This window comes from Luteimonas pelagia (assembly GCF_054776035.1).
Genome location: NZ_BAAHCG010000003.1, coordinates 293900 through 306922 on the forward strand (window position 1 = coordinate 293900; position 13023 = coordinate 306922).

The window sequence follows — 13023 nt, forward strand, 5'->3', positions numbered from 1 at the left end:
GCGCCGCCCCTCCCGGCGGCGCCGCGCCCCCCCCATGCAAGGACGATCCATGGACCTGACGCCCGGCGCGACGATTGACGCGCAGGTCGCCCCCGGCACGGACGGTGGCGACGCATTCGACGAACTGGTGGCGATGGCGGCGGCGCTGAGCGCGCTGCCCGTCGTCGCGATCTGCGGCGTGGACGGCGACCGCCTGCGCATCCTCGCCGCGCGCGGCCTGGACGAGGCCATGCGCGCCCGGCTGCACGCGCCGCGCCCGATGCTCCCCGCCGTGCGCCCGGTCCAGCACGGCGCGCCCGGCACCGGCGAGGACGCCGGCACGGGTTTCATGCTCGAGCTGCCGGTCACCGACGCGGCGGGCGCGCGCATCGGCATGCTGGTCGTCGCCGACCACCAGCCTCGCGAAGGGCTCGACGCCGCCGCGAAGGATGCGCTGGCGCGCGTGGCGCGCATCGCCGCGCGCCTGCTCGAGCGCCCGCACGAGGCGCCGGCCGGCCCGGCCCGCGCGGCGGACGCCGCCGGCGACACCGACGCGGTGCTGGTGTTCGGTGCCGATGGCGCGGTGCGCTTCGCCAACGCGGCCGCCGAGGCGCTGTTCGCCGGCGGCGTGCGGCCCGGCGCGGACGCCGCCGCCCTGTTCCCGCCCGGCCTCCAGGTCGACGCCGACGAGGCGGCGCGCTGGCTCCGGGACGGCGCGCTGTCGCCTTCGCGGGGCGCCCGCACCGCCTACGACCTGCGCGTCGCGGACGCCGGTGGCGGCCCGCGCACGCTGGAGGCCACGCGGTGCGCGTGGCTGGCCGGTGAACCCGGCGGCACCGGCCTGGTGCTGCGCGACATCGCGATGCGCCGGCCGCGTCGCGAGCGACGTCGTGCCCCCGCGCAGCGCGACGGGCTGACCGGCCTGCCGCAGCGCGCGGCGCTGCTGGCCGACCTCGACGAGATGCTCGCCGGCGGCAACGCGCCGCTCGGCGTCGCGCTGCTCGGCCTGGACCGGTTCCGGGCCATCAACGACACGCTCGGCCACGCGGTGGGCGACGCGGTGCTGCAGCTGGCCGCCAGCCGGCTGCAGGCGGCACTGCCGGACGGCGCGCGGCTCGCGCGCTTCGGTGGCGACGAGTTCGCGCTGGTCTTCCCGCATTCGGTCCGCGCGCAGGTCGACGCGCACATCGATGCGGTCCTGCACGCACTGACCCGGCCGTGCCGCGTCGACACACACCTCGTGCACATCGAGGCGAGCGTCGGCGTGGCGATGGCCGACCCCGCGGTCGGTGGCGGCGAACTCGCCGCGCGCGCGGATCTCGCGCTGCAGCGCGCGAAGCGCGCCGGCGGGCACACCCGGCGCCATTTCGAACCGGGCATGCGCATCGAGGCCCACCACCGCCGGCTGCTGGACATCGAACTGCGCCGCGCCTGCGAGGCGGGCGAGTTCGAGCTCCATTACCAGCCGCAGGTCTGCCTGACCTCGGGGCTGCCGACCGGCGCGGAGGCGCTGCTGCGCTGGCGCCACCCGAAGCGCGGCCTGCTGTCGCCGGACAAGTTCATCGACGCGCTGGCCGACAGTCCGGTCGGGCCGGTGGTCGGTCGCTGGATCCTCGAGCGCGCCTGCCAGGACGCGGCAAGCTGGCCGCCGGTGCGCGGCCGCCGGATGATGGTCGGCGTCAACCTGTTCCCGGTGCAGCTGGACGCCGAGCGGCTGCCGGGCGAGGTCGACGAGGCGCTGGCGCGCAGCGGCCTGCTGCCGGCGCACCTGGAACTGGAACTCACCGAGACGATCGCCCTGCGCGACGACGGCGACACCGCCGGCGCGCTCGCCAACATCCGGGCCCGCGGCATCAGCGTGGCCTACGACGATTTCGGCACCGGCTACGCCTCGCTGTCCGTGCTGCAGCGGCTGCCGGTGGACCGGGTCAAGATCGACCGCTCGTTCGTGCGCGACGTGATCGCCAACCGCGGCAACGCGGCGATCGTGCGCTCGATCCTGCTCATCGCGCGCAACTTCGACCTGCGCGTCATCGCCGAGGGCGTGGAGACGCCCGAGCAGGCGCAGCTGCTGCACGAACTCGGCTGCCAGGAGGCGCAGGGCTTCCTGTACTCGCCGGCGCTGCCGCCGGCGGAGTTCGGCCACTGGCTCGACGCGCGCCTGCGCCAGGCCACCGCGCTGCGCGACATGGAGGTGGCCGGCCATGCCTGACGGCGCGCCCGCCGCCGCGACGCGCACGGTGCGCGAGTTCGCCTTCGACGACCGCGACTTCGCGCGCGTCACCGCAATGATCCGCGCGCGCGCGGGCATCCACCTGGGCGAACACAAGCGCGACATGGCCTACAGCCGGCTGTCGCGCCGCCTGCGCGCCCTGGCGATGGACCGGTTCGACGAGTACCTGGACCTGGTGGAGTCCGGCGACCCGGACGAGCACCAGGAGTTCGTCAACGCGCTGACCACCAACCTCACCGCGTTCTTCCGCGAGGCGCACCATTTCGACGCACTGGCCGACCACCTGCGTGCCGCCGGCCGCGGGCCGCACACGCTCTGGTGCTGCGCGGCGTCGACGGGGGAGGAGCCCTGGTCGCTGGCGATCACCGCCTGCGAGGCGTTCGGCACCACCGCCCCGCCGGTGCGGATCCTCGCCTCCGACATCGACACCGCCGTGCTCGAGACCGCGGCGCGCGGCGTCTATCCGGTCGACCGCATCGCCGACCTGTCGCCCGAGCGCCGGCACCGCTACTTCCAGCGCGGCACGGGGCCGAACGCCGGCCTGTGCCGGGTGAAGCCGGCCCTGCGGTCGCTGGTGTCGTTCCGGCCCATCAACCTGCTGGGCGGCGACCCGGGCCTGCGCGGCGGGTTCGCCGCGGTGTTCTGCCGCAACGTGATGATCTATTTCGACAAGCCGACCCAGCACGAGGTGCTGCGCCGGATCGTGCCGCTGCTCGCGCCGGGCGGCCTGCTGTTCGCGGGCCACTCGGAAAGCTTCAATCACGCGCTGGACGTGGTCGCCCCCTGCGGCCGCACGACGTACCGCGCGGCCGCCTCGCGGCCGCCCGCATGAGTGCGCCCCGGATGAGTGCCACCGAGTGAGGCCCGCCGAATGAATGCGCTCGCCGCGCCCGTCGCCCCCGCCCCGGCGGACGGCAGCTATTTCGACGCCGCGCTGCAGACGCGCGCCTTCCGCCTGCTGCCGGCCGAGTACCGGACGAGCGCCGAGCCGGTGGCGCTGGTGACCCTGCTCGGCTCCTGCGTCGCCGCCTGCCTCTACGACCCGCTGCTGCGCGTCGGCGGCATGAACCACTTCATGCTGCCCGACGGCGAGGCCGGCGCCGGCGACGGCAGCGCGCGCTACGGCGCGCATGCCATGGAGCTGCTGGTCAACGACCTGCTCAAGCGCGGAGCGCGTCGCGCCCGGCTGCAGGCGAAGGTGTTCGGCGGCGGGAACGTGCTGCGCGGTTTCCAGGATCCGATCGGATCGCGCAACGCGCGCTTCGTGCTCGACTACCTCGATGCGGAGCGGATCCCGGTGCTCGCCCAGGACCTGGGCGACATCCACCCGCGCAAGGTGGCGTTCTTCGTGCAGACCGGGCGCACGCTGGTGCGCCGCCTGCCGGCCACGCGGGAGCGTGCGCTGGCCGACGAGGAGCGCGCCTACCGCGCCCGGCTGTCGCGGGCGCCCGCCACCGGCAGCGTGGAGCTGTTCTGATGCAGGCCGCCGCCGCGACGCGGACCCGGCCGGTGCGCGTGCTGGTGGTCGACGACTCCGCGCTGGTCCGCAGGCTGCTGACCGAACTGCTGGGCGCCGACCCGGGCATCGAGGTCGTCGGCACGGCCGCCGATCCCTTCATCGCGCGCCAGAAGATCAAGCAGCTCTCGCCCGACGTGCTGACGCTCGACGTCGAGATGCCTCGGATGGACGGGCTGACCTTCCTGCGCAACCTGATGCGCCTGCGGCCGATGCCGGTGGTGATGGTGTCGACGCTGACCGCCGCCGGCGCGCAGGTGACGCTCGACGCCCTGGCACTGGGCGCGGTCGACTTCGTCGCCAAGCCCACGCTCGACATCGCGCGCGGGCTGGCCGACGACGCCGCGGTGCTGGTGGAGAAGGTGAAGCAGGCGGCGCTCGCGCGGGTCGCCGCGCTCGCCCCGCCGGACGACGCGGCCGGCGCGGTGCCCCCGGTCGCCTACCGGACGACGGACCGGCTGCTGGCGATCGGCGCCTCGACCGGAGGCACCGAGGCGCTGCGCGCGATCCTGGCGCGGATGCCCGCGGACGCCCCGGCCACGGTCATCGCGCAGCACATCCCCGGGGCCTTCAGCGGCGCCTTCGCGCGCCGCCTGGACCGCAACAGCCGGATGACCGTGGTCGAGGTCGGCGAGGACCAGCCGCTGCTGGCCGGCCACGCCTACGTCGCGCCGGGCGGCCGCCACCTGCGGGTGGAGCGCGACGGCGCGCGCTGGCGCTGCGTGCTCGGCGACGGCGAGCCCGTCCGCCGCCACCGGCCGAGCGTCGACGTGCTGTTCGAGTCCGTGGCCCGGCACGCCGGCGCCAACGCCTGCGCGGCCCTGCTCACGGGGATGGGCGACGACGGCGCCCGCGGCCTGCGGGCGCTCCGCGACGCCGGCGGCTTCACGATCGCGCAGGACGCGGCCACCAGCGTGGTCTGGGGCATGCCGGGCGCGGCCGTGGCCCTGGGGGGCGCTCGCGAAGTGCTGCCGCTGTCGCAGATCGCCGGCCGCCTGCTCGAGGGCGCGGCGCGCGGCTAAAGAAGCGGCGGCCGCGGGCCGTTACCGCAACCAGACGCCGCAACGAGATCGACGATGCACAAGAGCACCCTGTTCCGCCTGGCCGCCCCCCTGGTGCTGGCGCTGCTGCTGGTCCTGGCCGAAGCGTTCGCCTGGCCGGCGGCCGTGCGCTGGGGCGCGCTCGTGGCGATGCTGCTGGCCTGGGGCGCGTTCGCCTGGCAGGTGCTGCGGCCCGGCGGGCGCGAGGCGCTCGGCGAGCAGACCCGCCTGCTGGACGAACTGCGCACCTTCGTCGGCGCCGAGGTCGAGGGGTCGCGGCAGGAGATCGAGCGCACCCGCGAACTGATCCGCGAGGCGGTCGCCAAGCTCGGCGGCAGCTTCGATGCGGTCAATCGCAAGTCCCGCCAGCAGAGCGAGCTGGTCGGCCGGATCATCGACCGCACCGGCGACGGCGAGCAGGGCGGCATGGACGTCTCGCGCTTCGCCCAGCAGGCCAGCCAGCAGATGGGCCAGCTGGTGGAGGCGCTGGAGGAGGTCAGCGGCCAGAGCACCGCGACCGTGACCCACATCGACGCGATGGCCGAGCACCTGGACGGCATCTTCGCCCTGCTCGAGGACGTCAAGTCGATCGCCGACCAGACCAACCTGCTCGCGCTCAACGCCGCGATCGAGGCGGCGCGCGCCGGCGAGGCGGGCCGCGGCTTCGCGGTGGTCGCCGACGAGGTGCGCAACCTGTCCGAGCGCTCGACCGCCTTCAACGAACAGATCCGCAAGCTCGCGCACAGCTCCAAGGACGCCATCGCCCGCGTCCGCGACACGGTCAGCCAGATGGCCTCGCGTGACCTGGACCGGTCCCGCGGCGCGCGCGCAGAGGCCGCCGCGATGCTCGACCGCGTGGAAGGCATGAACCAGGGCCTGGGCCGCGGCATGCGCGAGATCGCCGACTGCGGCCGCGCCATCGACGGGTCGGTGGCCGAGGCGGTGCGCTCGCTGCAGTTCGAGGACATCGCCACCCAGGCGCTGGGCGCGGCGCGCGTGCACTTGGACCGCCTCGGGGCGATCAACCAGGAGGCCACGACCCTGCAGTCCCTGCTCCACCGGGGCGACACGACCTGCGCCGAGCGCCAGCGCGCGCTCGCCCGGATCGTGGAACGGATCGGCCAGATGCGCGGGGAGTGGGAGCGCCCCCCGCACAAGCCGGTCATGCAGCAGTCGATGGACGCCGGCAGCGTCGAACTTTTCTGAACCCGGGGCCCCACGCGATCGGCGGAGTGTGACCCGGTCGCGGACGCGGCGACGCCGCCCCCGCGACAATGGCGCGCATGCGCCGCCCCCCGTTGCCCGACGCCCCCGCCGTACGCCGGGCGACCCGCCTGCTGGCCTGCCTGGCGGTGGCACTGGGCCTGCTGGCCTGGCAACGCTGGGCCGGCCCGGGCCTGGAGGCGGCCCTCGCCCCGTGGCTCGGCGGCGCGGCGCCCTGGCTCGCGCTGCTGCTGCCCGCGACGGTGGCCGGGGGCCTGGGCGCGCGCTGGGTCCGTCGCCACGACGCCCGGTCCGCCCGCCTCGACGCCGAACTCAAGGCGGTCGCCCGCCGGCTGCTGGTGGTGCAGGAGGAGGAGCGGCGCTCGCTGTCCCGCGAACTGCACGACGACATCGGCCAGCAGATCACCGCGATCAAGCTCGGCGCGCTGGCGCTGCCGCCGGCGGTCGGCGACGGCCACCGGGAAACGATCGACGAGATCGTGGCGATCTCGGACCAGACGATCGCCAAGCTCCGCGACCTCTCGATGCTGCTGCGCCCGCCGCAGCTCGACGCCCTCGGCCTCGAGGCGGCCCTGCGCTGGCAGGCCGGCCGCCTGTTCCGCAGTGGCCACCCGAAACTCGAACTGGAACTCGAACCGCTCGCCTGGCGGCCGGATCCGGCGGTGGAGCTGGCCTGCTTCCGCATCGCGCAGGAGGCGCTCACCAACGTGGCGCGGCACGCGCAGGCGACGTCCGTCTCGGTGCGGCTGCGCCAGGACGCGGCGGGCGCGCTCGCGCTGGACGTGCACGACGACGGCCGCGGCTTCGCGGCGACCACCGGCACGGTCACCGGGCTCGGCCTGGTCACGATGCGCGAGCGCGCGCACCTGGTCGGCGGGTCGCTCGAGTTCGCCAAGGCCCGGGTGGGCACGCGGCTGGCGGTCCGCCTGCCGATGACCACCAACCACGCCGCCCGGCCCGCGGCCGCCACGGCGCACTGACGCCACGCACACCGACGTCCGGAAACACGAAGCCCGCCTTGCGGCGGGCTCCGGTCGCGGTCGCGTGGGCGCGGCAGCCGCCGCCCGGCGTCACTCGATGTCGAGGAAGCTCCGCAGCATCTCCGACCGGCTCGGGTGGCGCAGCTTGCGCAGGGCCTTGGCCTCGATCTGGCGGATGCGCTCGCGGGTCACGTCGAACTGCTTGCCGACCTCCTCGAGGGTGTGGTCGGTGTTCATGTCGATGCCGAAGCGCATGCGCAGCACCTTGGCCTCGCGCGGGGTCAGGCCGGCCAGGACGTCGCGGACGGTCTCCGACAGGTTGATGTTGGTGGTGTTGTCGATCGGGGACTCGGCGTTGGTGTCCTCGATGAAGTCGCCCAGGTGCGAGTCCTCGTCGTCGCCGATCGGGGTCTCCATGGAGATCGGCTCCTTGGCGATCTTCATGACCTTGCGGATCTTGTCCTCGGGCATGTCCATCTCCTTGGCCAGTTCCTCCGGCGTGGCCTCGCGGCCGTACTGCTGGAGCATCTGGCGGGAGATGCGGTTGAGCTTGTTGATCGTCTCGATCATGTGCACCGGGATGCGGATGGTGCGCGCCTGGTCGGCGATCGAGCGGGTGATCGCCTGGCGGATCCACCAGGTGGCGTACGTCGAGAACTTGTAGCCGCGGCGGTACTCGAACTTGTCGACCGCCTTCATCAGGCCGATGTTGCCCTCCTGGATCAGGTCCAGGAACTGCAGGCCGCGGTTGGTGTACTTCTTGGCGATCGAGATCACCAGGCGCAGGTTGGCCTCGACCATCTCCTTCTTGGCCTTGCGCGCCTTGGCCTCGCCGTAGGCCATCTGCCGGCTGATCTCCTTGATGTCCGGCAGCTTCAGGTACAGCGCTTCCTCGACCGCGATGGTCGCTTCCTGCTCGGCGATGATCTGGTCGCGCACGTCGCGCAGGCCCGAGCCCCATTTCTGCTTGCGCTTGAGCAGCTCGTCGACCCACTCGAGGTTGGTCTGGTTGCCGTCCCACGCGCGGATGAAGTCCTTGCGCGGCATGCGCGCCACGCGCGTGGCCAGGTCGAGGATGCGGCGCTCGTGCTCCTTGATCTCGCCGACCACCTCGCGCAGCTTGCGCACGAGGTTCTCGGTCATCGGCAGCGGCATCTTGAAGGCCATGAACTGCTCGGCCATCTGCTCGCGCAGCTTCACCACCGACTTGTGGTCCTGGCCGTGCTTGGCGTGCGCCTTCTGGAACTTCGCGTAGTCCGTGGCCAGCTGTTCGAAGCGCTCGGCGACCTCGACGGGATCGGGTCCGGTCGGGCCGGTCTCCTCGCTGCTGTCGTCGTCATCTTCGTCGTCGGAGTCGTCGTCCGAGTCCTCGTCGTCCTTGTCGTCCTTCTTCGCGGCGGCGGCCTTGGCGGCCGGCGGCGGGGTCGGCTCGGCGATCTCCTCGCTGAAGTCGTTGAAGCCGGTCAGGATCTCGTTGAGGCGGCGCTTGCCGGCCTTGTGCTGCTCGAACTCCTCCAGGTACAGCTGGATCGACCACGGGAACGCGGCCAGCGAGGCCTGGACCTGCAGCAGGCCCTCCTCGATGCGCTTGGCGATCGCGATCTCGCCCTCGCGGGTCAGCAGCTCGACCGTGCCCATCTCGCGCATGTACATGCGCACCGGGTCGGTGGTCCGGCCACCCTCGGTGTCGAGCGCGGTCAGGGCCGCGGCGGCCTCCTCGGCGGCGGTGTCGTCGTTGTCGCGGCTGCTGGAGGAATCGGAGAGCAGCAGGGTCTCGGCATCGGGCGCGACCTCGTGCACCTCGATGCCCATGCCGTTGATCATGCCGATGATGTCTTCGATCTGCTCCGGATCGACGACGTCGTCGGGGAGGTGGTCGTTGACCTCGGCATAGGTCAGGTAGCCCTGCTCCAGGCCCTTGCTGATCAGCTGCTTGATGTCGGACTGCGGGGCCTGACGTTCGTTGGCCATGGGCTGCGCCACCGGTTTGGGGTAGAAGTGAACCGTGCATTATACCAGCGGGGCACGGGAGCGCCGTCGCGGGACGGCCGACGGCGGGTCCGCAAGCCGCCCTCCCGGGCCGTCTCAGGCACGCAGGAGGAAGGTGACCGGGCCGTCGTTGACCAGCGCCACCTGCATATGGGCGCCGAAGCGGCCGGTTTCCACGGGGGCGTGCCGTTCCCGGCACGCCGCGGCCAACTGGTTGAAGCGGCGTTCAGCCTCGTCGGGCGCGGCGGCGGTGCTGAAGCCCGGGCGCATGCCCGACCGGGTGTCCGCCGCGAGGGTGAACTGGCTGACCAGCAGCAGCCCGCCGCCGGCGTCCGCCAGCGAGCGGTTCATCCGGCCGACGTCGTCGGCGAACATCCGGTAGCCGAGCAGGCGGGTGGCCATGCGCGCGACGGTGGCGTCGTCGTCGCCGGGCTCGACCGCGACCAGCGCGAGCATGCCCGGACCGATCGCCCCGACGGGCTCGCCATCCACCCGCACGCCCGCCTCGCTGACACGCTGGACCAGGGCGAGCATCGGCACCTCCGTGGCGGCGGGCCAGCCTAAGCCATCCGGCGCGCCCACGCCCCCCTTGTCGTGCCGAGCGCAGCGAGGGACCTGCTTTTCCCCGGTGCACCGGATCTCGCCCGGCAAAGCAGCAGCAGGTTCCTCACTCCGTTCGGAACGACAGGTGCTTCCTAGGAAGAAGGGTGCTTCTTCGGAAGGACAGGTGCCTCTTCGGAACGAAGGGTGCTTCTTCGGAAGGACAGGTGCCTCTACGGAACGACAGGTGCCTCTCGGCCACCCGCGCAGACCCCCCGCGGCCTGTCGTGCCGAGCGCAGCGAGGGACCTGCTTTTCCCCCGTGCACCGGACCTCGCCCGGCAAGGCAGAAGCAGGTTCCTCACTCCGTTCGGAACGACAAGGGTCACTTCGGCGGTGCGCGATCGACAGGGACTCCCCGGCGGTGCGCGAACGACAGGGGTCACTTCGGCGGTGCGCGATCGACAGGGGTCACCCCGGCGGTGCGCGAACGACGGGGGGCGCCCGCGCGGGGGGCGTCGCTACACTGGCGCGATGCCCGATGCCGCCGCCCGGTTGCTCCACGCGTCCGCCGCCCTGGCCGCGCGCCTGCCGTGGGCGGTGCAGCGCGGGGTGGCGCGCGGGGTGGCGCGACTGTGGCGGGTGCTCGGCGCACGCGAGGCGCGGGTGGCGGAGCGCAACCTGGCGCTCGCCTATCCCGCCCTGCAGGCGGCCGAACGCGACGCCCTGCGCGACGCGATCCTGCTCGGCACCGCCCGCCAGGCGCTCGACACCCTGCAGGCGTGGACGCGGCCGGCCGCCGACGCCCTCGCGCTCGTCCGCGAGGCGCATGGCGCGGACGCCTTCGATGCCGCGCTGGCCCGCGCCCGCGACGGCGGGCCGGGCGTGATCGTGGCCGCGCCGCATTTCGGCAACTGGGAACTCCTGAACCGCTGGCTGGCCGCGCGCACCGAGATCGCGGTGCTGTACCGGCCGCCGGAGTCCGCGCTGGGCGAGGCGTTCCTGCGCCGGGCACGCGCGGACATCGCCGGGCGGGTGGTGCAGGTCCGCGCCGAGGGCCCGGCGATGCGGCAGTTGTTCAAGCGGCTGCAGGCCGGCGGCGTGGTGGGCATCCTCCCCGACCAGCAGCCCAAGCGCGGCGACGGCGTGTTCGCCCCGTTCTTCGGCGTGCCGGCGCTCACCATGACCCTGCTGTCGCGGCTGGCCGCGCGCACGGGCGCGACGGTGCTGTTCGCCTGGTGCGAACGGACGGGCGATGACGGCGACGGCCCGCGCTTCGCCGTCCACGTCGCGCCCGCGCCGGCGGCGGTCGCCGACCCGGACCCGGTGGTCGCCGCGACCGCGCTCAACGCCGCGGTCGAGGCCATCGCCCGGCGCGACCCGTCGCAGTACCAGTGGACCTACAAGCGCTACACCCTGCGGCCGTCCGGCCGTGGCCAGGACAATCCCTACCGCGACCTCGAGGCCCGACGCCGCCGATGAGCGACACCGCACCCGTTCCCGCACCCCCCGTCGATCCGACCGCCGTGGAAGACACCGGCTGGCAGGCCCTGCCCGCGCGCGCGCGGCTGCTGTTCCTGCTCGGGCCGACCGCCGCCTTCGCGCTGCCCGCCACGGCCTTCGGTTTCTTCCACGCGCACCTCTGGCTGGTGGACGCCGGCTGGCTGCCGGCGCGGTGGCCCGCCGCGCTGGCGGGCCTGCTCGCCGGCGCGCTGGTGGGCGCCTGGCTCGGCCGCAAGCAGTACCGCTACACCGCATGGCGGCACGACCGCCACGGGCTGGCGCTGCGCAAGGGCCGCTTCTGGCAGAAGGAGACGCGCGTGCCCGCGTCGCGGGTGCAGCACCTGGACGTGAAGCGCGGCCCGCTGCAGCGCCAGCGCCGGCTCGCGACCCTGGTGGTGCACACCGCCGGCACGAGCCAGAGCTCGGTGACCGTGCCGAACATGGACGACGGCGACGCCGCGCGCCTGCGCGAAGCCCTGTCCCGACAGGTCGAGCATGGCGACGACGACTGACCCGGGCGCGCCCGTGCCCGCACCGCCCGACGCGACCGCGGCCGACCGCCGGCTGCATCCCATGTCGTGGCTGTTCGTGCTGATCGCGCAGCTGCGGCAGTTCATCGTCCCGCTGCTGGCCTTGGTGTTCCTCGGCCGGGGCAACAGCTACGAGTGGTGGTCGCTGGTGGGCGTGGCCGCGCTGGCGGCGTACTCGGCGTGGCAGTACGTCACGTACCGCTACGGCGTGGCCGGCGACGCACTGGTGGTGCGCCAGGGCGTGCTCGAACGCAGCGTGCGGGTCATCCCGTTCGCCCGGATCCACAACGTGGCCCTGCAGCAGTCGCTGCTCCACCGGCTGTTCGACGTGGCGGAGGTCCGGCTCGAGTCGGCGGGCGGAAAGAAGCCCGAGGCGGAGATGCGCGTTCTGCGGCTCGGCGACGCGCTCGCGCTCGAGCGGCTGGTGCGCAGCCGCGGCGCGGTCGCGGCGACCGGGGACGCCGCGCCGGCGGAAGACGCGGGCGTGCCGCTGCTGGCGCTGACCACGGCGGAGGTGGTGAAGCTGGGCCTGGTGTCCAACCGCGGCATGATCCTGCTCGCCGCCGCGTTCGGCGCCTCGTGGCAGGTCAGTCCCGAGCTGCTGCCGGATCTCTTCGAGTCCTGGGGCCAGGCGCTGTTCGGCTGGGCCGACGCGCGCGCCTTCGGCCCGGTCGAGTACGTCGTGGCCGGGGCCAGCCTGGCGCTGCTGTTCGTGGCCGTCCTGCGCCTGCTGTCGATCGCACTGGCGCTGCTGCAGTACCACGGCTTCACCCTGCGCGAGCAGGGCCGTCGCCTGACCGTGGAGCGCGGCCTGCTCCAGCGTTGGCGCACCAGCGCGTCGCGCCGCCGGATCCAGGCCTGGACGCTGCGCGAGGGCGTGCTGCACCGGCTGTTCGCGCGTCGCAGCCTGGAGGTCGACACCGCGGTGTCGGAGGAGCAGCAGCACGAGCAGCGCGCGTTGCGCGAGGTCGCGCCGATCGCGCCGCCGGCCGCCTGCGACGCCCTGGTGGCGCACCTGCTGCCGCGCTCGGGCTGGGGCTTGCTCGCGTGGACGCCGGTGGGCGAACAACACTGGTGGCGGCTCTGGCTGCCGGGCGTGCCCTTCGTGCTCGCCGCGACCGCCGCGCTGTGCTGGCGCTTCGGGCCCTGGGGCCTGCTCGCGCTGGGGTGGCTGGCGTGGTCGGCGTGGACCTCGCGCCAGCATGCGCGGCGCCTGGCCTGGTCGGTCAACGACGCGCTGGTCGCGGTGCGCGGCGGGTGGTGGTCGCGCCACTGGCGGTTCGCCGAACTCGACAAGCTGCAGGCGCTCCAGCTGCGGCGCTCCCCGCTCGACCGGCGCTGCGGCACCGCCACGCTGGCGTTCGATACCGCCGGCGCCGGTGCGCTGGCGCCGCCCCTGCAGGTGCGGTTCCTGCCGGTCGCGGAGGCGCGGACGCTGCACGACCGGCTGGCCGCGGAACTCGCGCGCCGGCCGCTGCGCTGGTGAGGCC

Annotated in this window: 11 protein-coding genes; 9 read left to right on the top strand and 2 right to left on the bottom strand. The window is 73.9% G+C overall.

What is annotated here, in order from left to right; translation table 11 throughout:
* Positions 1 to 49 precede the first annotated feature (49 nt).
* The 6 genes from ACYU7H_RS10315 to ACYU7H_RS10340 all read left to right on the top strand — a co-directional run bounded on the left by ACYU7H_RS10315 (position 50) and on the right by ACYU7H_RS10340 (position 6972).
* Positions 50 to 2191, top strand: coding sequence for a putative bifunctional diguanylate cyclase/phosphodiesterase (locus tag ACYU7H_RS10315; RefSeq protein ID WP_460814477.1), 2142 nt, complete (start codon positions 50 to 52; stop codon positions 2189 to 2191).
* Entirely contained in the window at positions 2184 to 3044 is an 861-nt protein-coding gene (locus ACYU7H_RS10320; protein WP_460814479.1) for a CheR family methyltransferase, read from the top strand. Before ACYU7H_RS10315 ends, ACYU7H_RS10320 begins: the two co-directional genes overlap by 8 nt.
* 39 nt (positions 3045 to 3083) lie before the next feature.
* Complete coding sequence (gene cheD, locus ACYU7H_RS10325) at positions 3084 to 3689, top strand: chemoreceptor glutamine deamidase CheD (RefSeq protein ID WP_460814480.1); 606 nt, start codon at positions 3084 to 3086, stop codon at positions 3687 to 3689.
* Entirely contained in the window at positions 3689 to 4750 is a 1062-nt protein-coding gene (locus ACYU7H_RS10330; RefSeq protein WP_460814482.1) for a protein-glutamate methylesterase/protein-glutamine glutaminase, read from the top strand. The genes cheD and ACYU7H_RS10330 overlap by 1 nt, the downstream gene beginning before the upstream one ends.
* 54 nt (positions 4751 to 4804) lie before the next feature.
* On the top strand, positions 4805 to 5974 hold the full coding sequence (locus tag ACYU7H_RS10335) for a methyl-accepting chemotaxis protein (RefSeq protein WP_460814483.1): 1170 nt from the start codon (positions 4805 to 4807) through the stop codon (positions 5972 to 5974).
* A gap of 77 nt (positions 5975 to 6051) precedes the next feature.
* Entirely contained in the window at positions 6052 to 6972 is a 921-nt protein-coding gene (locus ACYU7H_RS10340) for a sensor histidine kinase (protein ID WP_460814485.1), read from the top strand.
* 90 nt (positions 6973 to 7062) lie between these two features.
* On the opposite strand, the gene rpoD is transcribed toward ACYU7H_RS10340, so the two are convergent.
* The gene (gene rpoD, locus ACYU7H_RS10345) at positions 7063 to 8943 is read right to left on the bottom strand and encodes an RNA polymerase sigma factor RpoD (protein ID WP_460814486.1); all 1881 of its coding nucleotides are present in this window, start codon (positions 8941 to 8943) and stop codon (positions 7063 to 7065) included.
* Positions 8944 to 9057: 114 nt separating this feature from the next.
* Positions 9058 to 9495, bottom strand: a complete 438-nt coding sequence (gene dtd, locus ACYU7H_RS10350; RefSeq protein WP_460814488.1) for a D-aminoacyl-tRNA deacylase — start codon at positions 9493 to 9495, stop codon at positions 9058 to 9060.
* Positions 9496 to 10034: 539 nt separating this feature from the next.
* Between dtd and ACYU7H_RS10355 the strand changes: the two genes are divergently transcribed.
* The 3 genes from ACYU7H_RS10355 to ACYU7H_RS10365 are packed head-to-tail and all read left to right on the top strand — an operon-like array spanning position 10035 to position 13019.
* Positions 10035 to 10982, top strand: a complete 948-nt coding sequence (locus tag ACYU7H_RS10355) for a lauroyl acyltransferase (RefSeq protein ID WP_460814490.1) — start codon at positions 10035 to 10037, stop codon at positions 10980 to 10982.
* Positions 10979 to 11515: a PH domain-containing protein gene (locus ACYU7H_RS10360; RefSeq protein WP_460814491.1), complete on the top strand. Its 537-nt coding sequence runs from the start codon at positions 10979 to 10981 to the stop codon at positions 11513 to 11515. The genes ACYU7H_RS10355 and ACYU7H_RS10360 overlap by 4 nt, the downstream gene beginning before the upstream one ends.
* On the top strand, positions 11499 to 13019 hold the full coding sequence (locus ACYU7H_RS10365; RefSeq protein ID WP_460814493.1) for a PH domain-containing protein: 1521 nt from the start codon (positions 11499 to 11501) through the stop codon (positions 13017 to 13019). Before ACYU7H_RS10360 ends, ACYU7H_RS10365 begins: the two co-directional genes overlap by 17 nt.
* Positions 13020 to 13023: the final 4 nt, after the last annotated feature.